Source organism: Streptomyces sp. 4N509B, assembly GCF_052245655.1.
Lineage (GTDB): Bacteria > Actinomycetota > Actinomycetes > Streptomycetales > Streptomycetaceae > Streptomyces.
In genome coordinates this window covers 127,015-151,771 of record NZ_JBQQBZ010000006.1, presented here as the reverse complement: position 1 = coordinate 151,771, position 24,757 = coordinate 127,015, and the positions used below count along the sequence as shown (strand labels likewise).

Below are 24,757 nucleotides of genomic sequence, written 5' to 3'. Positions count from 1 at the left end.
ACAGCGGTCGACACGGACCGAGAACGGGGTCCCGGAGGAAGGGCGTAGAGGTGAGGCTTCGACTGAGGCTCGGTGTGGTGGCGGCGCTCGTCGCGGCGTGCGCCATGGTGCTCGCGGCCTGCGGCGGCGACGGCGGCGGGCGACGTGGTGGCGGCACGAGTGGGGGCGGCGGCGACTCGTCGGTCGACAAGGACGACGACCACGACCACGACGACGACGTGGACGTCCCGGACGTCGGCGGCGGAAGCGGAAGCGGTGGTGGCGGTGAGGACGAGGCGTCGGCCGACGCCTCGCCGCACGACCAGGACACGGTCGACGCGATCCTGCCGGACGACGCGGCCCTGGCGCGGACCATCCTCACCAACGCGGCAGGTCCGGTCGCCCACGAGACGAGCCTGTGCGAGGACTACGCCGAGGTCTGCGCGAACGCGGAGAGGCAGGCGCAGATCGCCTACGGGAACGAGGCGGGCGACCAGGGCGCGCTCTTCGGGGTCCTGGCCTATCCCACCCCGGCCGACGCCCGGGCGGCTCTCGACGAGTTCGAGGCGATCTTCGAGGCCGACGACGCCTACCGCGCGCCGACCGGCGCGAACACCTACGGCGACGACAGCATCGCCTACGAGGTCGCCGAGGGCGACACCCTGGACGCGCAGGTCACGCTCATCGCCCAGGGCCCGTACCTCGGCGGCCTCTCGCACGGCGGCGTGGACGCGGCGGCACTCGGGGACCGCGCGCTGATCCACGCGCTGAGCGACATGCTCACCGGCCGCATGGCGCAGGCGGTCGCGGGACAGACGCCGACGGTGGCGGCCGAGCGTCCGTAGCCCCCGGCGGCGGCGACGTCAGCCCACCCCGTACAGGGTGGGCAGGTCGACGAGCACGACCCGCGACGGGTCACGGCGCGCGGCCTCGCGGAGGGCGTCGTTGAAGCCCGCGCCGCTGAAGAACAACAGGCGGGTGTCGCGCGTGTCGTAGCGGCCGGCCCGGGTGACCACCTCGTGGACGTGGCGGAGCCGTTCGAGGTGGCCAAGGCCCATCACGTCGTTCCACTTCGCCTCGCCGACGGCCAGCAGCGGCGCCCGCGCGGAGCCGTCGGCGACGCCGACGACCGCGACGTCGACCTCGTGGCTGGCGCGGGCCCTCGGGTCGTGGACGACGCCGTGCCCGCTCCTGGCCGGGAGCCCGCCGAGGACGTCGGGGTCCGCGTGGTGCAGGGCCCAGTCGCGGCACACCTGCTCGAAGTGCGGGCCGAGCACGTTGCTGAGGAAACGCCGGCCGCTGGCACGCCAGACGCGCGGGGCGGCCCCCGGGCGCTCCAGTTGCGGCCAGACGGGGCGCATGACGGCGTGGTGGAAGGCGATCAGGGGCTCGGCGATGCGGTAGGTGGGGCGGTTGTCGCGGAAGACGTCCGCCTCTCGGCGCAGCAGGCCGGCGTCCTCCAGCACGGTGATGGGGTGGGCGACGTCGGTGGCCTTCCGTTCCAGGTAGCCGGCCATGCCGCCCCGTGTGGTGTTCCCCTCCGCGACGGCCGCGAGCACGGAGAGGTAGAGGGCGGTGTCCCGCAGGTCGGGTTCCTCGGCCAGCAGGTAGCGGGCCTCGCGGAAGAGGGGGGTCTCGGGGTTGAGGACGGTGCGCACCACCCAGGCGTCGAAGTCGTCGGGGCCCGTCGGGCTGTCGCCGCGGGCGAACTCCCGCCGGTAGGCGGGGGTGCCGCCGACGACGGCGTTGACCCGGAGGGCGAGGTGCGGGTCGGTGATGTCCCAGAAGCGCGCGGCGAGGCGGTGGTCGAGGGGGCGCACCACGAGCTCCAGGCCGGCCCGGCCGCGCAGCGGCGCGTTGCCCGCCAGCAGTCTGCCCATGAACGACAGGGCCGAGCCGCACAGCAGCAGCCGGGTGCGGGAGGCGGTCCGCTGCGGCCTCAGGGGCCGCAGCGCCTCCTGGATGACGGATGGCAGCTCCGGGTTGGCCCGCGCGAGGTAGGGGAACTCGTCGATGACGACGGGCACGGGCCGCTCACGTCCGAGGGAGAGCAGGACGTCGACGGCCTCCGACCATCGGGCGAAGTGGTACGGGCTGGGGGGCCGCACGTGCTCGGTCAGCGCCTGGCCCATCCGTCGCAGCGACTCGGCGTCGGTGGCCTCGGTCGCGCCGAAGTAGAAGCCGCCCGCGGCCTGGCAGACGGCTCCGAGCAGGAACGTCTTGCCCTGGCGGCGGCGCCCGGAGACCACGCCGAGGGTGGCGCCGGGCTCCGGGTCGGTGACGAACCGGCTCAGCGCCGCCCACTCGTGGTCGCGGTCGAACATCTCGACGGGCTTGTCCATGCGCCACCGCCCACCCAGGTGTCAGAAACAGAGGTACGTTTTCATTAAGTGTACTTCTCTATTCCGACTCGGGCGCCTGCCCCGCCAGGACCGCGGTGCCCGGGGCGCAGGACTCCTCCAGGGCGGCGTACACCACGGGCGGCAGGGTGCGAGCAGCCGTGTCGCGGCGGCTCGCGGTCAGCAGGGGACGGGCGGCGGCGAGCCAGTCCCGGGTGGGAGCGAGCCCCGTGAAGTCGGCGAGGTGAGTCAGGGCCGCGTCGGGGTCGTCCAGCAGCGCCTCGTATCCGAGGGTGGTCCACCGCTCCCCCGGCAGCTCGGCCAGCAGCCGCGCGCACTCGGTGACCAGCTGCGACCACAGCTCGCCGAAGCGGGTCAGCGGGATGTCCCTGTCCCAGACGAGGGCGGGGTCGAAGCGTTCGCCGAGCAGGCCGGCCAGGTGCGGCGGCAGGGCCGCGACGTGCTCCTCGGTGACCTCCTCGATGCTGGTCACCCCGGACAGCTCGAAGATCTCGTGGAGCTGCACGATGAAGCGGTAGCCCACGTGGCGGCTCATCGACAGGGCGCAGTCGGGCCCCGTGCGGTGGAGGTGGACGAAGCGGGCCTCGGGGAAGGCGTCGCGCAGCGCGGGGACCCAGCCCACCGAGTACCCGGACCGTTCGATCACGGCGGCGCGGCCCAGGCGGACGCGGAGCAGCTCGAAGAACGCGCGGTGGTGGTCGGGGGCGGGGCGGCGGGGCCAGCCGGGGACGATCTCGGCGAGCTCGGCGAAGAGCGCGTCGGGATCGTCGGTGAGGTGCGGCAGCACCATCAGGTGGAGGGCGGGCACGCCGGGCCGCGGATCGAGGAACTCGGGCAGCGCGGCGCCGCTGCGGATCATGTTGTCGAAGACGGGACTGGGCTCGGCTAAGATCCGCCAGAACTCCTCGCCGGACATGGGCTCTTCCGGCAGGGCGCGGGCCGGCCCGACGAGCGTGGCGAGCAGTTCGTTGAGGCTGAGCGCGTCCGGGTGCAGGTTCAGGATGCGCGACAGCGCGGAGGATCCGCTGCGGCCGGTGCCGACGACGAAGGTCAGAGGGCTCGGGAGCGACGACATTCCCGCAGCGTATATCGGGGTGGCTCACAGGACTCTCACAGCGCCCGGGGTGCCTCGCTGAGGGCAGCGTTGCGTGAGGGAAACGGACGCGATGCTGCCGGGAAACAGCCTCCCCGCACCCTCGATGACATGAGGACGACGAGGCGTGTGGTGATCGTCGGCGGCGGGATGGCCGGCGCCCGGCTCGCGCAGCACCTTGGCGGGGGCGGCGCGGGCGAGGGCACGGGGCGTGCCGTGGCCGTGACCGTGGTGGGCGAGGAGCCACACGCCGCGTACAACAGGGTGCTCCTCGCGGAGGTGCTCGCCGGCCAGTACGCGCCCGAGGTGATCGCCCTGCCGGGCCCGCCGCGTGGCGTCGCCTGGCTGTCGGGCGTGCGGGTGGTGCGGATCGACCGGTCCGCCCCCGGGGTGCGCGACGGCGGCGGCCAGGTCGTCTGCGACGACGGCCGCGTGGTCCCCTACGACACGCTGGTGCTGGCCACGGGGTCCAACCCGGTGCTGCCACCGCTCCAGGGCCTCTTCCCGCCGGACGGCGGGGACCTGCCCGAGGGCGTGCACGCGTTCCGCACCATGGACGACTGCCTGGCGCTCAGCGAGACGATCCGCGCCCACGAGGCGCCCACGGCCGAGGGCGGCGACGCCTGCCAGGCGGTCGTGATCGGCGGCGGGCTGCTGGGCGTCTCCGCGGCCCGCGCCCTCGCGGGGCGCGGCGCCCGGGTGGTGCTCGCCCACCAGGGCGAACACCTGATGGAACGTCACCTCGACGCCGCGGCCTCGGGGCTCCTCCGCTCCCACCTGACGGAGCGGGGGGTGGAGGTCCACACCGAGTGCCGCGTCCGCCGTCTGCGCACGGAGGGCGCGCCGGGACGGCGGGTGCGGGGCGTGGAGCTGGCCAACGGCTACGTGCTGGCGGCCGACCTCGTCGTGCTGGCCTGCGGGGTGCGCCCCCGGGTCGGGCTGGCGCGGGCGGCGGGACTGGCCGTCGGCGTGCGCGGCGGGATCCTCGTCGACGACGAGCTGCGCACCAGCGACCCACGGATCTTCGCCCTCGGAGACTGCGCGGAGCACGACGGGGTGCTCTACGGACTGGCGGGGGCGGCACACGACCAGGCGGACGTGCTGGCCCGTGTGCTCCTCGCGGAGGCCCGCGCCGGGAGGGACGGGGCCGCCGACGGCGCCGCGCCCACCGCCCACCGCTACGGCGGGACGCGGGCCCTGGTGCGGCTGACGCTGGGCGGCGAGGGACCGGGGCCGCTCGACGTCGCGGCGTTCGGCGACACCACGCCGGCCCCGGGGGACGACGTCGTGCAGCTGGCCGACGCGACCCGGGGCGCCTACCGCAAGATCATCGTCCGCGGCGACCGGCTGCGCGGCGGTGTCCTCGTGGGCGACCTCGGCAGCGTCGGCACGCTCGCCCGCACCTGGGAGGGCGACGAGCCGCTTCCCGCCACCGCTCCCCTGCTGCACCTGCTCACTCACGACGCCCACCACGGAGGGTTGTAGTCACATGGTCACGGAACCCACGCAGACCACGCGGGCCACGCAGGCCCCGCCGAACGCGCGGACGATCGTGCTGGTGGGGCACGGGATGGTGGGCCAGCGCTTCCTGGAGGAGCTGGTCGACCGGGGCGTCACGACGCGGGCCCGCGTCGTCGTGCTGTGCGAGGAGCCGCGCCCCGCCTACGACCGGGTCCACCTGACCTCCTACTTCTCCGGCACCACGCCGGAGGAGCTGTCGATGGTGGAGGACGGCTTCATGGAGCGCCACGGCATCGAGCTGCACCTCGGTGACCCGGCCGTCGCGGTGGACCGTGCCACGCGCACCGTCACGGCCAGCTCCGGCCTGACCGTCACCTACGACACGCTGGTGCTGGCCACCGGCTCCTATCCCTTCGTGCCGCCGGTCCCGGGCAAGGACGCCACCGGCTGCTTCGTCTACCGCACGGTCGAGGACCTCCAGGCCATCGAGGAGTACGCCAAGGGCGCCCGCAGCGGCGTCGTCGTGGGGGGCGGACTGCTCGGCCTGGAGGCCGCCGGGGCGCTGAGGGACCTGGGCATCGAGGCGCACATCGTGGAGTTCAACGCGCGTCTGATGGCGATCCAGGTCGACGAGGGCGGCGGCGCGGCGCTGCGGCGCACCGTCGAGGAGATGGGGCTGGTGGTCCACACCGGCGTCGCCGGGCAGGAGATCACCGTCGACGAGGACGGCGCCGTCACCGGGATGCGGCTGTCGGACGACTCGCACGTCGCCACCGACATGGTGATCTTCTCGGCGGGCGTGAGACCCAGGGACCAGCTGGCGCGCGAGGCGGGCCTGGAGGTCGGCGAGCGCGGCGGCGTCGTCATCGACGAGCGCTGCCGGACCGTCACCGACCCGGCCGTCCTCGCCATCGGCGAGTGCGCCCGCGCGGTGGACGGCATGGTGTACGGGCTGGTGGCGCCCGGCTACGAGATGGCGGCCACGGCCGCCGACGTCGTCGCGCGCGAGGCGGCGGCGGACGACGCGGACGGGCCGCGGTTCACCACCGCCGACACCTCCACCAAGCTGAAGCTGCTGGGCGTGGACGTGGCCTCCTTCGGCGACGCGCACGGCACCAGCGAGGGCTGCCTGGACGTCGTGTACTCCGACTCCCGCTCCGGCGTCTACAAGAAGCTCGTCGTCGGCAGGGACGGCACCCTGCTGGGCGGCGTGCTCGTCGGCGACGCCGACTCCTACGGGCTGCTGCGCCCCCTGACCGGCTCGGTGCCGCCGGCCGCGCCCGAGCAGCTGGTGCTCCCGGCGGGCCTCGCGCCGCCCACCGCGATCGGCCCGTCGGCGCTGCCCGACGCGGCGACGATCTGCAGCTGTCACAACGTCACCAAGGGCGCGATCCGCGCGGCGGTCACCGAGCACTCCTGCGGCAGCGTGCCGGAGGTCAAGAAGTGCACCAAGGCCGGCACGGGGTGCGGCTCGTGTGTGAAGGTCCTCACCCAGCTCGTCAACGAGGAGCTCGCGGCGAGCGGCGTCACGATCGACCAGGGCCTGTGCGGCTGCTTCTCGCACACCCGGCAGGAGCTGTACGAGATCGTCCTCGCGCTGCGCCTGACCTCCTACCAGCAGCTCCTCGACGGCCACGGCCGCCCGGAGGCGCGCGGCGGCGACGGCTGCGAGGTCTGCAAGCCGACGGTGGCGTCGATCATCGCCTCCCTCGCGCCGAGCATCGGCGCCGACGGGTACGTGCTGGACGGCGAGCAGGCGTCGTTGCAGGACACCAACGACCACTTCCTCGCCAACATGCAGCGCAACGGCTCGTACTCGGTCGTGCCGAGGGTGCCGGGCGGCGAGATCTCGCCGGAGAAGCTGATCGTGATCGGCGAGGTGGCGCGGGACTTCGGCCTCTACACGAAGATCACGGGCGGGCAGCGGATCGACCTGTTCGGCGCCCGCGTGGACCAGCTGCCCGCCATCTGGGCGCGGCTGGTGGACGCCGGCTTCGAGTCGGGCCACGCGTACGGCAAGGCGCTGCGGACGGTGAAGTCCTGCGTGGGTTCCACGTGGTGCCGGTACGGGGTGCAGGACAGCGTGCGGATGGCGATCGACCTGGAGCTGCGGTACCGGGGGCTGCGTTCGCCGCACAAGCTGAAGTCGGCGGTCAGCGGCTGCGCCAGGGAGTGCGCCGAGGCGCAGAGCAAGGACTTCGGGGTCATCGCGACGGCCAACGGCTGGAACCTCTACGTCGGCGGCAACGGCGGCGCGACGCCCCGCCACGCGGACCTGCTGGCGCAGGACCTGTCGGACGCGGAGCTGGTGCGGCTGATCGACCGGTTCCTCATGTTCTACATCCGCACCGCCGACCGGCTGGAGCGCACCTCGGTGTGGCTGGAGCGGCTGGAGGGCGGCCTGGAGCACCTGAAGGACGTGGTGGTCCACGACTCGCTGGGGATCTGCGACGAGCTGGAGGCACTGATGGCCGCGCACGTCGCGAACTACCGCGACGAGTGGGCCGCGACCCTGGACGACCCGGAGAAGCTGCGGCGCTTCGTGTCGTTCGTGAACGCGCCGGACGCACCCGACCCGACGGTGCGCTTCGTCGCCGAACGGGACCAGGTCAAGCCCGACCTGACGATCCTGGCGGGCCCGGAGATCCCGGTCCGCGCCCGTGAGTACGACCTGCTCGACCTGGAAGGGAGCACCCGCTGATGACCACGGTCACGGACACCACGACGATCCCGACGGCGGCGGCCACGGCCACCACGACCACGACGGCGACCACGACGGCGAGGGTCGAGGTCGAGTGCGCGGACGGCCGCTGGGTCAGGGTCTGCGCCCTGGCCGACCTGGTGCCGGGGCGGGGGGTGGCGGCGATGCTGCCGGACGGGCGGCAGGTGGCGCTCTTCCTCGACCGCTCGGGCCGCACCCACGCGGTCGGCAACCGGGACCCGTTCACCGGCGCCTACGTGCTCTCCCGTGGCCTGCTCGGCTCCACGGGCAACAGCGGCCGGCCGTTCGTGGCCTCCCCGCTGCTGAAGCAGCGCTTCGACCTGGCGTCCGGCCGCTGCCTGGACGACGAGGAGCAGTCCGTTCCCGTCTACGCCACGCGGGTGCGCTGAGGCCACTCCCGCGAACGGCGAGCCACCGCGGCGAGCCACCGCGGCGGGGCGGCGTCAGAGGAACGCGTCGCGCGCCGCGCCGTACGCGGGCTTGGGCGCGTAGTCCTGGTCGAAGAGGTAGTCGGAGGAGCGGGTTCCCGGCGGGAGCCAGGAGTCCGGCTCGTCGGTGACGCCGCCCACGCTGACCTCGGTGCAGGCCGGCTGCGCCACGCAGTGCTCGACGACGGCGGCGTAGTCCCTGGCCTGCTGCTCCAGGGCGCCGTCGGTGGGCTCGCCGTCGGTCAGCGTCACGGGCACGGCGAGGCCGGTGATCGCCACCGCGAGGCCGAGGTCCGCGAAGCGCTGGAGGGTCCGCGCGAGGCCCGCGGGCACCTCGCCCGGCGCCACGGTGAGCTGGAGCGCGACGCCGTCGAGGGGGACGCCGGCGGCGACCAGCTCGGCCGCGAGCTCGTACAGCGCGTCGCCCTTGACGCCGACGTCCCCCGCGCCGGTCTCGGCGAGGTAGAGCGGGGCGTTGGGGTCGGCCGCGTCGACGGCGCGGAAGGACTCGGCGAGGTAGGAGCTGCCGAGCCGCCGCAGCAGCGGCGTGTCGCGGAGCTGGCCGGCGTCGGTCAGCGGGTTCACCACCACGTCCCAGCGGCCCACCTGTCCGGCGTACCGGCTGGTGACGGTGTGGAGGTGGTCGGTCACGGCCTGGCGCAGCTGGTCGTCGGTGAGGCCGGACTGGGACAGCCAGGCGGGCAGCCGGTCGTGCCGGAGGAGGGGGAAGCCGTGCAACGGCTGCTCGTGGGCGCGGGCGAGGGACGCCACCCGGTCGGGGCGGGAGAAGTCGTGGCGGCCGAGCCCCGGGTTGACGACGTCCCACGCCGCCTCCTCGCCGGGGTCGACGCCGCCGAACTCGGTGCCCGCCACGACCTGGTAGGCGGGGTCGGCCAGCAGGGCGCCCTGGGCCCGGACGCCCGCGACCCGGCCGCTGGCGGCGGCCGCCTCCCGCAGCGTCGGCTCCTGCGCCACGGGCCCGGGTGCCGGCTCGGGTGCCGCGGTGGCCACCCCGGGGGCGGCCAGCGGCAGCGCGGCCACGACGGCGACGGCCGTGGCGACGACGGCGCGGGCGATCCGGGCGCGCGCGATCAGGACGCGCGCGATCAGGACGCGCGCGTTCCGGGCCGGGGCTCTTCGCGTCGGCGGCGGCACGACGCGGGGGCGGATCGGTCGGGACACGATCGGTCGGGGCATGATCGGTCGGGGCATGGGGGAATCACGTGCCTCTCGGTCGCAGCCCCCGCAGGCTGACGTTCCCACTATCCGCGCCCCACCGGCCGCCGCCAACGTCGCGGTCGGCCACCGACGGGTGCAGACTCGGACATAGCGAACGACGACGGTTCGGCGCGAGGTGGCGATCATGGACGACACGGGGAGCGAGACGCGGCCCATCGCGGTGGGCGTCGACGCGTCGGCGGAGAGCCGGGCGGCCGTGGCCTGGGCGGCGAACGAGGCCGTGTACCGGGCGCTGCCGCTCCACCTGGTGCACGCGTGGATCGACGAACCCCTCTACGCGCCCCCCACGCCCGAACGGGAGGCCGCGGCGCGCCTGCTCGACTCGGCGGAGGCCGAGGCGGCGGGGCGCTTCCCCGGGCTGGCCGTCACCACGGAGCTGCTGCCCGCCACCGCCGCGAGCGGCCTGACCGAGCAGGCCGACCGCTCGACCATGCTGGTGCTCGGCTCACGCGGCCACAGCGCGATCGTCGGCTTCCTCCTCGGCTCGGTCGGGCTGCCGGTCATCGCCCACGCGAGCAACCCGGTGGTGCTGGTGCGGCCCCGCCCCGGGGAGGGGCAGGCGGTCGAGGAGGGCGACGAGGTGGTGGTCGGGCTGAAGGACTTCGACCCGGCCGCCGCCCGCGTCCTCGACTTCGCCTTCACCTCCGCCGCCGCCCGGAGCGCCGCGGTGCGGGTGGTGCGGGCGTGGGGCGCGCCGTCGCTCTTCGGCGCGGACGTGCCCCACGAGCTGGAGAGCGGGGCCCACCGCGACCTGGAGGAGCAGGAGGGGCGGGCGCTGGCGGAGCTGCTCGACCCGTGGCGGCAGCGCTTCCCCGGCGTGCCCGTGGTCGAGCACCTCCGCTTCGGCAACGCGTCCGAGGTGCTGCTGACGGCCGCGTCGTTCCGCGCCGCCCTCGTCGTCGTCGGGCGCCGTCGGCGCCGCCCGAGGCTCGGCCTGCGCGTGGGCCCCGTGGTGCACGCGGCGCTGCACCACGCCACTCCCCCGGTCGCCGTCGTCCCCTACGACTGACACGGCCGCCCGACTTTGGCTGCACGGCTGACACGACGGACCCACCGCGGGGCCGGCGTCCCGACGTCGCGCCACGGGCGCCGGTCCGCCCGGCGCCGGTCGGCGGCCGTCAGGGCCCCGGGCGCCGGCCTACTGGCCGCCCCCGTCCCACGGCGTCTCGCCCCGGAGCGGGAGCAGGCGGTCCTCGCCCGGTGACACCTCGACGGCCGGTCCGCCCGCGAGGGTGACGAGGGCCGGGGTCTCCTCCCACGGCGGGACACCGATCGACAGCTGTCCCGGCTTCATCCGCAGCCGCACCGCGCCGCAGCGGTGCCGCACGGTGAAGCCGAACTCCGACATCTCCGGCAGCGGCGCCGGGTCGAGCCACAGCCCGTCCTCCCGGAACTCCAGGCCGGTCAGCCCCCGCTGCACCAGGTCCAGGGTTCCGGCCATCGCCCCCAGGTGGATGCCCTCCTCCGTGGTGCCGCCCTGCACGTCGGCGACGTCGCTGGCCAGCGCGTCCCGCACGAGCTCCCACGCGTCGGCGCGCCGGGCGCGCGCGAGCACCCAGCCGTGGACCAGCGCGCTCAGCGTGGAGCCGTGGCTGGTGCGGGCCAGGTAGTAGTCCATGGTGCGGCGCCACGTCTCGTCGTCGAGGCGGTACCCGAGGTGGTGGAAGATGCCGGCGAGTTCGGCGGGCGAGAAGAGGTAGCCCAGCATCAGCACGTCGGCCTGTTTGCTCGCCTGGTAGCGGTTGACCGTGTCACCCTCGGACTCCAGGATCCGGTCGAGCCGCCGGATGTCGCCGTACCGCGCGCGGTAGCCCTCCCAGTCCAGCTCGGCCAGCCGCTCGTAGCCGTCGAACTGCGCGATGACGTCCCTGCGGCCCTTGGCGTGGTCGGAGAGGAACGGCACCCGCAGCCGCCGCGAGACCTCCTCCCAGGCGTCCAGTTCGCCGTCGGCGAGCTGGATTCGCTCGAAGAGCTCCTGACGGCGGGAGACCGGCAGCGTCCGCCCCAGCTCCACGGCGCGGGCCAGGACCCAGGAGGCCGTGACGTTGGTGTAGGCGTTGTCGTCCAGTCCCGGGCGCTCGGAGCCGGGGTACGCCTCGTGGTACTCGTCGGGGCCGACGACGCCGAGGAGGCGGTAGCGCCGCTCCGCCTCGTCGTAGCGGGCGAAGCCCGCCCAGAAGCGGGCGATCTGGAGGATCAGCTCGGCGCCCCTGGTGTGGAGGAACTCGGTGTCGCCGGTGGCCTGCCCGTACCGCCACGCGTTGTAGGCGATGGCGGAGCCGACGTGGTGCTGGAGGTGGGAGTGGTCGGGCAGCCAGCGTCCCGAGCGCGGGTTGAGGTGCACCCGCGGCGTCTCCTCCCGGCCGTCGCTGCCGCTCTGCCAGGGGAACATCGCCCCGCTCGCGCCCGCGCGGGCGGCGGCCCGGCACGCCGCGGGCAGCCGCCGGTGACGGTAGGTCAGCAGCGCCCGGGAGACCTGGGGGAAGTGCAGGTTCAGGTACGGCAGGACGAACAGCTCGTCCCAGAAGACGTGGCCGCGGTACGCCTCGCCGTGCAGGCCGCGCGCCGGGACGCCGACGTCGAGCTCGGCGGTGTGCGGCGAGAGGGTCTGGAGGACGTGGAAGAGGTGGAGCCGCAGCACCAGGCCCGCCTCGCCCGGCACCCACAGCTCGGCCTGCCGCCACAGCCGGTCCCAGGCGGCGTGGTGCCCGGCCAGCAGCGTGTCGAAGTCCGGCGCGTGGCGCGCCCGTTCGACGGCGGCGGGCAGCGGCCCGGTGATCGCCGTGTCGCGTGAGGTGTGGATCGCGACGGTCTTCTCCACGGTGGCGGGCAGGCCGGGCTCGACGCGCACCGCCAGGCGGTGCGACGCGCGCTCCTCCGCCAGGCGGGTGCGCCGCCGCCTCGCCTCGGTGCCCGGGGCGGGGCGGGTGCGGGCGGCCTCCACGATCCTGATGTCCGAGGTCGTGGTCCGGCAGCGCAGCCACAGCACTCCCCCGTGCTCGCGCGCCTCCCCGTCGTCGGCCACTGCGTCCCCCGTGACGTCCTCCGCGCCGTCGGGGGGCGGCTCCTCGCCGGTGTCGAAGCGGACGAGGTGCTGGCCCGCCAGCTCGCTGTACCGGGCGACGCCGTCGTTGCGGACCGCGCCGTCCAGCGCCGACTCCACCTCCACCCAGCCGGTGAAGTCCTCGGCGGAGAACGTGGTCCGAAGCGCGGCGAGGTGCGGGTCGCCCATGTGGACCAGACGGCACTGCTCGACGCCCAGGTGCCGCCCGTGCTCGTCGCGCAGGCGCAGCGTCCGGGTGAGGGTGCCGCCGCGCAGGTCGAGCACCTGCCGGTAGAGGAGGAGGCCGTCGACGTGCTCGTCGGGCGTGAACCAGTCGCCCTCGGGACCCTGCCCGGGGTCGGGCACCAGGCGGAAGCGCAGCGGCAGCCAGTTCGGCAGGTTGACGATGTCCTCGTGGCTCAGGCGCCGGCCGTCGAGCACGGTGTCGAGCCGGTCGTAGACGCCGGCGACGTAGCAGCCGGGGTAGTGGGCGAGCCCGGCGGTGGTCTCGGGCGCGGCGCCGCGCGTGGCGAGGTAGCCGTTGCCGAGGGTGCACAGCGCCTCGCGCAGCCGCTCGGCGCGCGGCTCGTACCCCTCGTACGCCCAGGTCCAGCTCACCGGGTCCAGCTGACCGCCGGTCACGGCGTCACCTCGCCGAGCAGCTCTCCCGGGTCGGCCACCACGCGGTCCGCGCCGTGGGCGCGCAGCTCCTCGGCGCTGGTGGGGGTGCCCGCGCGGTCCACGCCGACGACCAGGCCGAAGCCGCCGCGCCGGCCCGCCGCCACGCCCGGCAGGGCGTCCTCCACGACGGCGGCCTCGTGGGGGTCGACGGACAGCCGGTGCGCCGCCTCCAGGAAGAGCGCCGGGTCCGGCTTGCCGGCCAGGTGGAGGCGGGCGGCGTCGGTGCCGTCGACGACGGCCTGGAGGAGGGAGCGGACGCCGGAGTGGACCAGCAGCTCACGGGCGTGGCGGGAGGCGGAGACGGCGGCGCAGCGGACCCGGGCCTCGTGGAGGGCGAGCAGCAGCCGGACGGTGCCGCGCAGGGCCGACACGCCGCGCTCCCTGAGGTGTTCGGTGAAGAACTCCTCCTTGCGGGCGGCGACGGCGCAGACGGTGTCGGTGCCGGGCGGGTCGTCCGGGTCGCCGACGGGCAGGTCGAGGCCGCGGGCGCGCAGGAACGCCTCGGCGCCGTCGTGGCGGGAGCGGCCGTCGACGTGGCGCCGGTAGTCGACGTCCTCGTCGAAGGGCGGGGTGAGCTCGGGGACGGTGTCGAAGGCGGCCTTCCACGCGGCGGCGTGCACCCGCGCGGAGTCGACGATCACGCCGTCGGTGTCGAGGACCACGGCCCGGCAGGCCGACAGCTCGCGCGCACGCACCTCGCCTCATCTCCTCCCGTCCCGGCGGACCCCGCGCTGGCGTGGGTCCCAGGGCGACACTCCCGGTGAGACCGGGACGGACCTCCGGCGGACGACGTCCCCACGGTGCCCGTCGTTCCATGGGACCGCGAGGCCGCGGCCCCGGCAACCGGCGGGCGGTGACGAACGGCGTGCGGTACGCCTCGGCCGGACACCGCAGCCGGACGCCTCAGCCGAGGCTGACGCGGGTGCCCGAGACCCGCTCGGCCGCCACCCGCATCCACAGCCAGCGCCGGGTCTCGGCCGGACCGCCGCTGTGTTCCCACTCCTGGGCGCGCGCCCGCGACGCGAGCCGTTCGGCCTCGGCCGGGTCGGTGACGCGTCTGGCCTCACCGGAAACCATCACGGTCCAGCCCACGCGCAGCGTCTCGTCGAGCCGGTCCACCTCGAAGGCGACCTCGTCCCCCTCGGCCTCGGCGGAGGTGGACCCGAGCTCCGTCCGGTAGATCACGGCGTCCTCCTCCTCGGTGAAGGTGTAGTTCACCGGGACGATGGCGGGCCCGGTGGGGGCGGAGACCGCGACGCGCCCCACGCTGTGGGATGCGAGCAGCTTCCGGCACTCCTCGGGGCTCAGCTCCGTCGGCTCGGTCCGGCCGGACCGCGACGCGGGGGCGGCGCTCAGCGCCGTGACGCCGCTGAGGTCGGCCACGGTGGTCTGGAGGGCCCGCGCCACCCGGGTGAGGGAGGGCACGCTGGGGGACGACTGGTGTTCCTCCAGGTACCGCAGGTACTCGGGGGCGACGCCCGCCCGCTCGGCGACTGCCTCCCGGCTCAGCCCCAGCTCCTCGCGGCGCTGGGCGACGCGCCGGCCCACGTCGCTGCGGTGGTTCGCCTGCCCGTCCGCCTCCGTTGCCCCGGCACCGTTCACGTTCCGGCCACCTCCTTCGCCCGTCCCCCGACTCAAGGATGGGGCACACGGCCCCCGTGGGCCACAGGAGTCATACCGGGGAGCCACGATCTCATAACGGGTCGGAAGGGGACCGACGGTCGGGGAAACCTCGGGGAGGGGGCGAACGTCTGAAGGCCGTGAGGTACTGGAAGGTGTACTGGCACCACGACTTCCCCGACGAGCCCGTGGCGATCTACAGCGAGGTCGGGCCGGACGGCCACGAGTGCCGCCGTGTGGAAGAGTTCCCCGGCGCGCGCGTGGGGTGGGCCGACCCCGAGCGGGAGGTGGGCGGCTGCGCGCTGGCGGAGGTGCCGCCGGGCGATCTCGCGACGGTGGCGACCCAGCCGGAGTTCACGGCGTTCTCGATCCTGCGGGAGGAGTTCGAGGGGGTGTGGCTGCGGGCGAGGCGGTCCACGGGTGAACGCGACGCCGGCTCTCCCGACTGACGGCCCCTCACCCGTTCACCCGTTCGGGGGCCCGCGCCGCCGACCGTGCCGGCCCACCGGGCCCTCGACGGTGTCCCCTCCCGCGACGCCGGTCCACAGTCGGGGCGTCAGCCGGCGGTGATGCGGAAGACGGGGTACCTGGGGGCGACGCGGCGCAGCTCCTCCCGGGGGGAGTCCGGGCCGACGCCGTCGAAGAACGCGCCGACCTCGGCCTTCCACCGCTTGAGGTAGGCGCGCAGCACCTCCGGCTTGTCGTCGTCGGCGAGCTCCACGGCGGTGAAGACCTCCCGCCGCCTGCCCAGCCGCAGCTCGCCGCCGCCGGCGGCGCGCATGTTGTGCGTCCACTGGACGTGGCCGCGCGGGGCGACGAGGTACCGCTGGCCGTCGACGGTCAGCACGTTGACGGGGGTACGGCGCCACTCACCGCTCCTGCGGCCACGGACGGCCAGCTCGCGCGAGCCCCACACGCTCAGTCCGCGCCGGGTGAGGAAGGTGACGAACGGGTTCATGACGCGGCGGGTGATGCGGCCGGGCTTCCTGACGTGGGGCTGGGACGTGGTCTGCACGGGGTACTCCGCTCCGTTGTGAGATCAGTGCTCTCGCTTGAGATCGATGATTACACGAAGCGGCTCGCATGACAAGAGCACTGCTCTCGATGTTGGTCACTGATCTGCTCCGTGGCAGACTGCCCCCATGGGACGGACGAGAGCGACCACACCGGAGACGTCGGGCACACCGGAACCGTCGGGGACGCCGATCCAGGGCGTCAGGGAGCGGGCGCGGCGGGAGGTGACGGCCGCGATCAAGGAGGAGGCGCGGCGGCGTCTCGCCGCCGAGGGCGCGGCGAAGCTCTCCCTGCGGGCCGTGGCGAGGGAGCTGGGCATGGTCTCCTCCGCGCTGTACCGGTACTTCCCCAGCAGGGACGAGCTGTTGACCGCGCTGATCGTCGACGCCTACGACGCGATGGGCGACGCCGCCGAGCGCGCCCTGACGCGGGGCGGCGACGAGGCCGACGCGTCACCCGAGGCGTCGCCGGACGCGTCACCCGAGGTGTCACCCGAGGCGTCCCCCGTGGCGCGCTGGGTCGCGCTGTGCCGGGCGGTGCGCGCCTGGGCCCTGGCGCACCCGCACGAGTTCGCGCTGATCCACGGCACGCCCGTGCCGGGGTACGCGGCGCCGCGCGACACCGTCGGCCCGGGGACCCGGCTGCCGATCGCCCTGCTCGGGCTGGTCAGGGAGGCGTCGCGGGAGGGCCGGCTCGGCGCGCCCGTCGGCGGGCCGCTGCCGGAGGAGGTGTGGGCGGACATGGCGCGGCTGGCCGAGGAGTACGCGCCCGAGCTGCCGCCGGAGGTGCTCGCGGCGGTGGTCGCGGCCTGGGCGCAGCTGGTGGGCCTGGTCGCGTTCGAGGTTTTCGGGCAGTTCACGGGGGTGACGGCGGACGAGACGCGGGAGGCGTTCTTCGACCACACCGCGACGGGGCTGGCCCACGGCGTGGGGCTGTGAGCCCGGCGGGCGTGCCGGGCCCACAGCCGTCACCTTTCGTAACCTCGTGGGACGACTCGGGAGTCTCGCTGGGCTCCCGAGTCCGGGTGGCGGGCTACGCGGGGGCTACGCGGTGGTGCAGTTGGCCCCGTTGAGCGAGATCGTCGGCGTGGTGTAGGTGGCGCCGCTGTTGGTCTGGAAGCCGAAGCCGAAGGAGCCGCCGGCCGCGACGTTCGCGTTGTGGGCGGCGTTGGCCGCCCTGACGGTGGTGCCCGACTGGGTGATCTGGGCGTTCCAGTGGTTGGTGATGGTCCCGGCCGGGAGGGTGAAGTTCACCGACCAGCCGTTGAGGGCGGTGCTGGTGGTGATCCGGACCTCGACGACGGACCCGGTGTTCCAGCGGTTGACGACGTAGGAGACCGAGCAGCCGGTGGGCGGCTCGGGCTCGCCCCCTCCCGGCTCGCCGCCGAGGGCGGTCAGCATGCCGGTGTAGGCGGGCTTGGGCTGGTAGTTGTCGTCCCACAGGCAGGCCGCGCCCTCGCCGGGGAAGACGTCCGGGACCCAGGAGTCCCGGTCGCTGATGCCCCAGACCGTGACGCCGACGCAGCCCTCGACCGCCAGGCAGGTCGAGGTGACGCTGGCGAACTGCTGGGACTGGCGCTGGAGCTCGGCGGAGTCGGCGGGCATGCTGACCCGGATGTCGAGCTCCGTGATGACGACCTCCAGCCCGAGGTTGGTGAAGCGCTCCAGGTTGGACCGGAAGGTGCTGGGCACCTGGTCGAGGATGAGGTGCGACTGGAAGCCGACGCAGTCGATCGGCACGCCCTGGTTCAGCAGCGAGCTGACCAGGTTGAACATGCCGTCGCTCTTCGCGTTGTCGGCCTCGATGTTGTAGTCGTTGATGCAGAGCTTGGCGTTCGGGTCGGCGGCGTCGGCGGTGCGGAAGGCCTCGGCGATGTAGCCGTCGCCCAGCGTGGTCTGGAAGACCGACGGGCGGCGGGTGCCGTCCTCGTTGAACGCCTCGTTGACCACGTCCCAGTAGGCGACGTCGCCCTCGTAGTGGTCCATGACGGTGGTGATGTGGGTGTTCATCACCTGACGCAGCTGCGACGCGCTCATGCCGCCGTCGCGCACCCAGCTCGGCAGCTGGCTGTGCCAGACCAGCGTGTGACCCCACACCTGCTGGTCGTTAGCTTGCGCGAAGTTCACCAGCCGGTCGCCGCCGGCGAAGTTGAAGTTGCCCTGGCTGGGCTGGATGCTCTCCCACTTCATCACGTTCTCGGCGGTGACACTGCTGAACTCGTCCGAGGCGATCGAGGAGTAGGTCGAGTTCGACAGCAGGCCGTCGTTGACGGCGGTGCCCACGAAGATGCCCTGCGACGCGGCCGCGTCGCGCAGCGTCGAGGCCTGGAGCGTCTCCGCCGTGGCCTCGGCCGGCTCGCCGGCCTGGGCGCTGACAGCGACCGGGAAGCCGAGCACGAGCGCGCCGGCGGTGAGGCCGACGGCGGCTCTTCGTACCGTTCGCCCCACGGCCGATCGCGCCGTTGTTCGCGTAAGGGAAGACACGCGGATGTACCTTTCTGTCATGCCCCCGCAGGTTGACGGCACTTGTTCTACGAGGGCCGACGAAGGGCGTCAATCCTTCCGGAAGTAAACTGAAAAACTTCCGGCCGCTCGGCGCGCTCGGGCGCACCGGAGCACGCCGTGGCCCGGCGACGGAGGGAGGAGCGTCGCCGGGCCACGACGGGTTCTCGGAGTGGGTCTAGCTCCCGAAGCCCGCCACGATGCCGTCGTAGGCGGGCTTGCGCTGGTAGTTCTCGTCCCAGGGGCAGGCCGCGCCCTCGCCGGGGAAGACGTCGGGCACCCAGGAGTCCCGGTCGCTGATGCCCCAGACCGTCGCCCCCGCGCACCCGGGCACCGCGGTGCAGGCGGCGACGACCGTCTCGTAGTCCTGGCGCTGCTGCTCCAGCTTCGCCGCGTCCGAGGGCATGGTCATCCGGATGTCGATCTCCGTGAGGACGACCTCGACGCCGAGCTCGGTGAAGCGCTCGATGTTCTGCTGGAGGTCGCCCGGCACCTGGCCGACGATGAGGTGGGACTGGAAGCCGACGCAGTCGATCGGCACGCCCTGGTCGAGCAGCGAGCTGACCAGCTCGTACACGCCGTCGCTCTTCGCGTTGACCCCCTCGATGTTGTAGTCGTTGATGCAGAGCTTCGCGTTCGGGTCGGCGGCGTCGGCCGCCCGGAACGCCTCGGCGATGTACCCGTCACCCAGCGTGGTCTGGAAGACCGACTGGCGGCGGGTGCCGTCCTCGTTGAACGCCTCGTTGACCACGTCCCAGTAGGCGACCTCGCCGGCGAAGTGGCCGGCGACCTCGGCGATGTGGTCGTTCATGACGCCCCGCAGCTCGTCGGCGCCGAAGCCGCCGCCCGACACCCAGCCCGGCAGCTGGCTGTGCCACACGAGCGTGTGACCCCAGACCTGCTGGTCGTTGGCCTGGGCGAAGTCCACCAGGCGGTCGCCGCCGGAGAAGTCGAAGCTTCCCTGGCTCGGTTGGACCGCCTCCCACTTCATGACGTTCTCGGCGGTGACGCTGCTGAACTCGCTCGACGCGATCGAGGAGTACGTGGGGTCGGACAGCAGGCCGTCGTTGATCGCTGTCCCCACGAACCTGCCCGACGCCTCGGCTGCGGCGCGCAGGGTGGACTGCTGGGTCACGGGCGGGTCGTGGGGCTGTACCGGTTCCTCCTGTGCCTGTGCGCTGCCGTAGATCGCCAGGCCGGCGACGAGTGTCCCGGCCGCGGCGACGACGGCGGCTTTGCGCACGTGGGGAGACATGGGGAGGTCCCCTTTCGTGTCACGCCCCCGCTGGCTTGACCCGTCCGTTTTATGGCGCCCCTCTTGGGACAGTCAACCCTTCCGGAATAACATTGAAAATCTTCCGGGAGGGCCGAGCGTTTTCCACCCAGCAAACGAGCTGCCCGGGGGCCGGGGAGATACTCCCATGTGGGAGACCGAGCAAAGAGGTGCGCATGACAGGGGAACGCAAGGTAACCATCACGGCCATCGCCCGGGAGGCGGGCGTCTCGGTGCCGACCGTGTCCCGCGTGGTCAACGGTCGCTCCGACGTCGCGCCCGAGACCCGCGCGAGGGTGGAGGAGTTGCTACGACAGTACGGGTACCGTCGCCGCACGAGCGCGCCCGGCGACCGGGCCGCCCTGCTGGACCTGGTCTTCAACGATCTCGACAGCCCGTGGGCGGTGGAGATCATCCGCGGCGTGGAGGAGGTCGCCCACGCCGCCGGCGTCGGCACCGTGGTCTCCGCGATCCACGACCGCGCCGGCGCGGCCCGGCAGTGGATGACCAACCTCCGCGCCCGCGCCTCGGACGGCGTGATCCTCGTGACCTCGGCGCTGGAGCCGGTGCTGCACAAGGAGCTGCACCGGCTGGGCGTGCCGATCGTGGTGGTGGACCCCGCGGGCTCCCCGGCACTCAACGCCCCCACCATCGGGGCCACCAACTGGGCCGGCGGCCTCGCGGCCACCGAGCACCTGCTGGAGCTCGGCCACCGGCGGATCGGCTTCATCTCCGGGCCGCCCCGGCTGCTGTGCAGCCGGGCCCGGCTCGACGGGTACCGGGCCGCGCTGGAGTCGGCCGGCATCCCGGTCGACGAGTCGCTCCTGGCGCCCGGGGACTTCTACCACGAGGCGGGCGTGGCCGGCTGCGAGCGGCTGCTGGCCCTGGCCGACCCGCCCACCGCGATCTTCGCCTCCAACGACCAGATGGCGATGGGCGCGATCGAGGCGCTGCGCCGCCGGGGTCTGCGGGTGCCGCAGGACGTGAGCATCGTCGGCTTCGACGACCTGCCGGAGATGCGGTGGTCGGCTCCGCCGCTGACGACCGTGCGCCAACCGCTGGCGGAGATGGGCAAGGTCGCGGCGCGCACGGTGCTGCGGCAGGCCCGGGGCAAGGAGATCGACTCGCCGCGGGTCGAGCTCGCCACCGAGCTGGTCGTCCGTGCCTCCACGGCCCCGCCACCCGGCCACGACGGCTCCCCGGCCGTGGCCGCCGCGGTCGTGCCCGCCGAGGCACGGGAAGGGGAGGGCGCCACCGAGGGTGCATAGTGCGTGCACGGCGAGCGACGTCCCCGGGCGTGACTGACCGAGTACCGGACAGTAAGAGACAGGGTCGCCACCGTAATCATCCTGAGACGCACCGTCCGTTGACCCGTTCGCCACACCGCCGTAGCTTCCCGGACATCTGGTCGAAAACTTTTCAGGCGATTCAGGGGAAGGTGTCGCGTAATGCCCCGATCTTCACGTGCCGTCGTGCTTGTCATGGTATCCGCCCTCGTGGCGGCGACACTGGCGGCCTGCGGCGACTCCGGCTCCGGCTCCGGCTCGGAAGAAGAGCTGGACGTGTGGGTCTACCAGGACGCCTCCACAGCCGTGCAGGAGAGGTTCGTCGAGCAGTTCAACGCCGAGTCGGACATCGACATCAACCTCGTCCCGGTGCCGGGTGACACCTACCAGGTCCGGGTGGGCGAGGCGATGCGCGAGGCCAACCCGCCGGACATCTTCTTCAACTGGGGCTCCGGCAGCATCAGCGAGTTCGTGGAGGACGGACTGCTGCTGGACCTCAGCGACCAGCTGGAGAGCGACCAGGACTTCGAGAACGCCTTCGTCCCGAACATCCTGGAGGGCGCGGTCATCGACGGGCACTACTACGGCGTGCCAATGCGCGGCGTACAGCCCGTGATCCTCTTCTACAACCAGACGCTCTTCGCGGACAACGGCCTGGAGCCGCCCGAGACCTTCGACGACTTCCTGGGCCTGGTCGACACCTTCTCGTCCCTCGGCGTCACCCCGGTGGCGCTCGGCGGCGGCGACGCCTGGACCGAGCTGATGTGGCTGGAGACCCTCCTGGACCGCTACGCGGGACCGTACGTCTTCGGCCACATCCAGAACGGCGAGACGGGCCTGTGGGGCGACCAGGGCATGCGCTGGGCCGTCGACATGGTCGAGCAGCTGGTGGACGCCGGCGCCTTCGGCGACAACTACACCGAGCTGACCTACACCGACGACGCCGCCTCCACTTACTTCGCCGAGGGCAACGCGGCGATGCACCTGATGGGCAGCTGGGAGTACGCCAACCAGCTCGCGAACCAGCCCGAGTTCGCCGAGAACGACCTGGCGTACATGCCCTTCCCCGAGATCAGCGACAGCCCCGGCGGCGACGCGCGGACCGTGGTGGGCAACCCCAGCAACTACTGGTCGGTCCACGCCAGCCTCGGCGAGGAGGGTCAGGAGGACCGCCTGGCGGCCGCCCTGGAGTTCCTGGAGCTCTCCGCGAGCCCCGAGTACTCCCAGGCGCTGATCGACAACGGCGACGTCCCCACCACGACCAACGCCAAGAACATGCTCGGCAGCCACCCGAACCCCGAGTACGCGCGCTTCCAGTACGACCTGGTCTCCCTGGCCCCGAGCTTCCAGCAGTCCTGGGACCAGGCGCTGCCGCCCCGACAGGCGGAGCCCATGATGGCGGCCATCCAGCAGCTCTTCAGCGGCGAGATCAGCCCCGACGAGTTCATCGACCAGATGCTGCGGAACGTCTGAGACCCCGTCCGGGCAGACCTCCCACAGACCCCACAGCGCGCCCGTTTCGCCCCCGTTCGCCCTCTCCGTACTCCCACGGTACGGACACCGGTGGACGGGGGCGAACCATCTTGACCATCTTGATATGTGCGGCACCGTTGACGCACCGGGCACACCCCCGTAATTTTCTTCCGCACCTGGTCCGATAATTTTCGGCGAGTTTCCGGAAGGTGTGGACGATGCCATCTGCTCAGCGCCGGGGTAACACCCGGCACGTACGTGCCCTCGCCGCTGTGGGCGCAACGGTCCTCGCGGCCTCGGGTCTGGCTGCCTGCGGGAGCTCAGGCCCCAGCGGCGACACCCTGAACGTCTGGACCCTGCAGGACCCCTCGACGGACATCCAGCGTGAGTTCGTCGAGCAGTTCAACGCGGACTCCGACATCGATATTCGCATCACCGAGATCGCCAACGACGGCTACACCGACCGCCTGCGGACCGCGATGGGCACCGAGAACGCGCCCGACATCTTCTTCAACTGGGGCGGCGGCAGCATCAGCGAGTATGTCGAGCAGGACATGCTGGTGGACCTCACCCCGATCATCGAGGAGGAGGCGGAGCTCCGCGACGGCTTCGTCGACACCATCCTCGACGCCGGCGCGGTGGACGGCCAGCGCTACGGCATCCCGATGCGCGGCGTGCAGCCCGTGATCCTCTTCTACAACCAGACCCTCTTCGCGGACAACGGCCTGGAGCCGCCGCAGACGCTGGACGACCTGTACAACGCGGTCGACACGCTGACCGCCGAGGGCATCACCCCCTTCGCGCTCGCCGGCTCCGAGCCCTGGACCGAGCTGATGTGGCTGGAGTACCTGCTGGACCGCGAGGGCGGCCCCGAGGTCTTCCAGACCATCCAGGGCGGCGACATGAGCGCCTGGAACGACCCGGCGGTGCTCTCCATGGCGGAGAACGTCGAGCAGCTGGTGGACGCCGGCGCGTTCGGCGACAACTTCCGCTCGGTGCAGTACGGCAACGACGCGGCCTCCACCCTCTTCGCCCGTGGCGACGCGGCCATGCACCTGATGGGCGCCTGGGAGTACTCCAACCAGCTCGGCAACCAGCCCGAGTTCGCCGAGGCCGACCTCGCGTACACCGCCTTCCCCGTCATCGAGGGCGGCGCGGGTGACCCCAACGGCGTCGTGGGCAACCCGACCAACTACTGGTCGATCCACTCCAACGTCGAGGGTGAGCGTCTGGACGCGGCCGTCGAGTTCATGAAGCTCATGGCCACCGAGGACTACGCCCAGGCCCTGATCGACAACGGCGACATCCCGGCCACCTCCAACGCCGCCGACCTGCTCGACAGCGCGCCGAACCCCGAGTTCGCCACCTGGCAGTACGAGATGATCAACAACGCCACGAGCTTCCAGCTCTCCTGGGACCAGGCCCTGACCCCCCAGTACGCCCAGCCGATGCTCAACGCCATCCAGGAACTCTTCGCCGGCCAGATCGGCCCGCAGGAGTTCGTCGATGAGATGTCGAGCCTCTAGCCCCCACCCGAGGCATGCAGATCTCGTGAAAACCGACATCACCTCCGCGCCCCCGCGCGCCGGTCGCCCAGGCATCGCCTGGGCGATCCCCGGCGTTCTCTTCTTCCTCGCGTTCGCCGCGGTCCCCATGTTCGTGGTCCTGTACCTGTCCTTCACCAGCTGGGACGGCATCGCCTCCCCCTCCTGGGTGGGCATGGACAACTGGTCCCGCCTCATCGAGGACGACGGCATGCGCAACGCCATCTGGCTGAGCCTGCTGCTGACCGTCTTCACCTGGGTGTTCCAGACCCCGATCGCCCTGTTGCTGGGCGTCTGGGCAGCCGGTCGGCAGCGCAACCGCGCCATCCTGTCGTCGATCTTCTTCGTCCCGCTGCTGGCGTCCTCCGTCGCGCTGGCCCTCATGTGGGGAACGCTGTTCGACCCGAACTTCGGGTTGGCCCGCTACAGCTGGTACGAGACCATGATCGGCTGGTTCGGCATCGAGGGCCGGGACCTGCTGGGCAGCGAGCAGGGGGCCCTGGCCGCCGTGCTCTTCGTCACCGCCTGGCAGTTCATCCCGTTCCACACCCTGATCTACCAGGGCGGTGCCCGTCAGATCCCCCGGTCCCTCTACGAGGCCGCCACCATCGACGGCGCGGGAACGGTTCGGCAGTTCTTCGCCATCACCCTCCCGCAGCTCCGCAACACCATCGTCACCTCCACGGTGATCATGATCGTGGGCGCGTTGACGTACTTCGACACCGTCCTCGTCCTGACCGACGGCGGACCGGGCGACGCCACCACGATCGTCCCGTTCCTCATGTACGACCAGGGCTTCAAGGCGGCCGACTTCGGCTACGCCAGCACCGTCGCCACCGCCCTCGTCATCACCGCCACCGCCATCTCGTTGCTGCTGGTGAAGCTCACCGGCTTCAACCGGATGCGCAGCACCCGGGAGGGGATGTGAGCCAGGTGCGTCAGACCGTCAGCAAGAACTCCGGACACGACAGCGACGTCGAGAAGGAGACCCCTCCCGCCGGCCCCGCCGCCTCCGCGGCGCGGCCGGGCGGCACGCCCCC

General features: G+C 72.9%; 20 protein-coding genes. 11 read left to right on the top strand and 9 right to left on the bottom strand.

Annotated elements, in window-relative coordinates:
• Positions 1-50: 50 nt before the first annotated feature.
• On the top strand, positions 51-824 hold the full coding sequence (locus ACTWP5_RS09395) for a hypothetical protein (protein WP_443220328.1): 774 nt from the start codon (positions 51-53) through the stop codon (positions 822-824).
• An 18-nt stretch (positions 825-842) separates the two neighbouring features.
• Here ACTWP5_RS09395 and ACTWP5_RS09390 read toward each other — a convergent pair whose 3' ends face one another.
• Both ACTWP5_RS09390 and ACTWP5_RS09385 read right to left on the bottom strand, forming a co-directional pair.
• Complete coding sequence (locus ACTWP5_RS09390; protein ID WP_443220327.1) at positions 843-2,321, bottom strand: AAA family ATPase; 1,479 nt, start codon at positions 2,319-2,321, stop codon at positions 843-845.
• A gap of 58 nt (positions 2,322-2,379) precedes the next feature.
• Positions 2,380-3,414, bottom strand: coding sequence for a sulfotransferase (locus tag ACTWP5_RS09385; RefSeq protein ID WP_443220326.1), 1,035 nt, complete (start codon positions 3,412-3,414; stop codon positions 2,380-2,382).
• A gap of 129 nt (positions 3,415-3,543) precedes the next feature.
• Between ACTWP5_RS09385 and ACTWP5_RS09380 the strand changes: the two genes are divergently transcribed.
• From ACTWP5_RS09380 to nirD, 3 genes are read left to right on the top strand one after another with little or no spacing between them, the layout of a single operon-like run.
• Positions 3,544-4,917, top strand: a complete 1,374-nt coding sequence (locus tag ACTWP5_RS09380; protein ID WP_443220325.1) for an NAD(P)/FAD-dependent oxidoreductase — start codon at positions 3,544-3,546, stop codon at positions 4,915-4,917.
• Between the two features lie 4 nt (positions 4,918-4,921).
• A complete protein-coding gene (gene nirB, locus ACTWP5_RS09375; RefSeq protein WP_443220324.1) occupies positions 4,922-7,594 on the top strand; it encodes a nitrite reductase large subunit NirB in 2,673 nt (890 codons plus the stop codon).
• Positions 7,594-8,004, top strand: coding sequence for a nitrite reductase small subunit NirD (gene nirD / locus ACTWP5_RS09370; protein WP_443220323.1), 411 nt, complete (start codon positions 7,594-7,596; stop codon positions 8,002-8,004). The genes nirB and nirD overlap by 1 nt, the downstream gene beginning before the upstream one ends.
• A gap of 54 nt (positions 8,005-8,058) precedes the next feature.
• Here nirD and ACTWP5_RS09365 read toward each other — a convergent pair whose 3' ends face one another.
• Positions 8,059-9,225 carry an endo-1,4-beta-xylanase gene (locus ACTWP5_RS09365; RefSeq protein ID WP_443220322.1) on the bottom strand — a complete coding sequence of 389 codons (1,167 nt, stop codon included), beginning with the start codon at positions 9,223-9,225 and terminating at the stop codon, positions 8,059-8,061.
• 181 nt (positions 9,226-9,406) lie between these two features.
• Between ACTWP5_RS09365 and ACTWP5_RS09360 the strand changes: the two genes are divergently transcribed.
• Positions 9,407-10,291 carry a universal stress protein gene (locus ACTWP5_RS09360; protein WP_443220321.1) on the top strand — a complete coding sequence of 295 codons (885 nt, stop codon included), beginning with the start codon at positions 9,407-9,409 and terminating at the stop codon, positions 10,289-10,291.
• Between the two features lie 129 nt (positions 10,292-10,420).
• Here the strand turns inward: ACTWP5_RS09360 and ACTWP5_RS09355 are convergent, their stop codons facing one another.
• From ACTWP5_RS09355 to ACTWP5_RS09345, 3 genes are all read right to left on the bottom strand, one after another.
• Positions 10,421-12,967 (bottom strand): glycoside hydrolase family 65 protein, encoded by a 2,547-nt coding sequence (locus ACTWP5_RS09355; RefSeq protein WP_443220320.1) that lies wholly within the window; start codon positions 12,965-12,967, stop codon positions 10,421-10,423.
• Positions 12,964-13,701, bottom strand: coding sequence for an HAD family hydrolase (locus tag ACTWP5_RS09350; RefSeq protein ID WP_443220319.1), 738 nt, complete (start codon positions 13,699-13,701; stop codon positions 12,964-12,966). Before ACTWP5_RS09350 ends, ACTWP5_RS09355 begins: the two co-directional genes overlap by 4 nt.
• A gap of 208 nt (positions 13,702-13,909) precedes the next feature.
• Entirely contained in the window at positions 13,910-14,608 is a 699-nt protein-coding gene (locus tag ACTWP5_RS09345) for a helix-turn-helix domain-containing protein (RefSeq protein ID WP_443220318.1), read from the bottom strand.
• Between the two features lie 158 nt (positions 14,609-14,766).
• On the opposite strand from ACTWP5_RS09345, the gene ACTWP5_RS09340 reads away from it, so the two are divergent.
• Positions 14,767-15,075, top strand: coding sequence for a DUF6881 domain-containing protein (locus ACTWP5_RS09340; RefSeq protein ID WP_443220317.1), 309 nt, complete (start codon positions 14,767-14,769; stop codon positions 15,073-15,075).
• Positions 15,076-15,182: 107 nt separating this feature from the next.
• Here ACTWP5_RS09340 and ACTWP5_RS09335 read toward each other — a convergent pair whose 3' ends face one another.
• Complete coding sequence (locus ACTWP5_RS09335) at positions 15,183-15,584, bottom strand: nitroreductase family deazaflavin-dependent oxidoreductase (protein ID WP_443220393.1); 402 nt, start codon at positions 15,582-15,584, stop codon at positions 15,183-15,185.
• A 184-nt stretch (positions 15,585-15,768) separates the two neighbouring features.
• On the opposite strand from ACTWP5_RS09335, the gene ACTWP5_RS09330 reads away from it, so the two are divergent.
• Positions 15,769-16,578, top strand: coding sequence for a TetR/AcrR family transcriptional regulator (locus ACTWP5_RS09330; protein WP_443220316.1), 810 nt, complete (start codon positions 15,769-15,771; stop codon positions 16,576-16,578).
• A 105-nt stretch (positions 16,579-16,683) separates the two neighbouring features.
• On the opposite strand, the gene ACTWP5_RS09325 is transcribed toward ACTWP5_RS09330, so the two are convergent.
• Together ACTWP5_RS09325 and ACTWP5_RS09320 are read right to left on the bottom strand one after the other, a co-directional pair.
• Complete coding sequence (locus ACTWP5_RS09325; RefSeq protein WP_443220315.1) at positions 16,684-18,087, bottom strand: endo-1,4-beta-xylanase; 1,404 nt, start codon at positions 18,085-18,087, stop codon at positions 16,684-16,686.
• A gap of 232 nt (positions 18,088-18,319) precedes the next feature.
• The gene (locus ACTWP5_RS09320; protein ID WP_443220314.1) at positions 18,320-19,396 is read right to left on the bottom strand and encodes an endo-1,4-beta-xylanase; all 1,077 of its coding nucleotides are present in this window, start codon (positions 19,394-19,396) and stop codon (positions 18,320-18,322) included.
• Positions 19,397-19,590: 194 nt separating this feature from the next.
• Here ACTWP5_RS09320 and ACTWP5_RS09315 point away from each other — a divergent pair, with 194 nt between their 5' ends.
• The 4 genes from ACTWP5_RS09315 to ACTWP5_RS09300 all read left to right on the top strand — a co-directional run bounded on the left by ACTWP5_RS09315 (position 19,591) and on the right by ACTWP5_RS09300 (position 24,645).
• On the top strand, positions 19,591-20,682 hold the full coding sequence (locus tag ACTWP5_RS09315; protein WP_443220313.1) for a LacI family DNA-binding transcriptional regulator: 1,092 nt from the start codon (positions 19,591-19,593) through the stop codon (positions 20,680-20,682).
• Positions 20,683-20,895: 213 nt separating this feature from the next.
• Positions 20,896-22,173 carry an extracellular solute-binding protein gene (locus ACTWP5_RS09310; RefSeq protein ID WP_443220312.1) on the top strand — a complete coding sequence of 426 codons (1,278 nt, stop codon included), beginning with the start codon at positions 20,896-20,898 and terminating at the stop codon, positions 22,171-22,173.
• A 218-nt stretch (positions 22,174-22,391) separates the two neighbouring features.
• Positions 22,392-23,699 (top strand): extracellular solute-binding protein, encoded by a 1,308-nt coding sequence (locus ACTWP5_RS09305; RefSeq protein WP_443220311.1) that lies wholly within the window; start codon positions 22,392-22,394, stop codon positions 23,697-23,699.
• Positions 23,680-24,645: a carbohydrate ABC transporter permease gene (locus ACTWP5_RS09300; RefSeq protein ID WP_443220310.1), complete on the top strand. Its 966-nt coding sequence runs from the start codon at positions 23,680-23,682 to the stop codon at positions 24,643-24,645. Before ACTWP5_RS09305 ends, ACTWP5_RS09300 begins: the two co-directional genes overlap by 20 nt.
• Positions 24,646-24,757 lie beyond the last annotated feature (112 nt).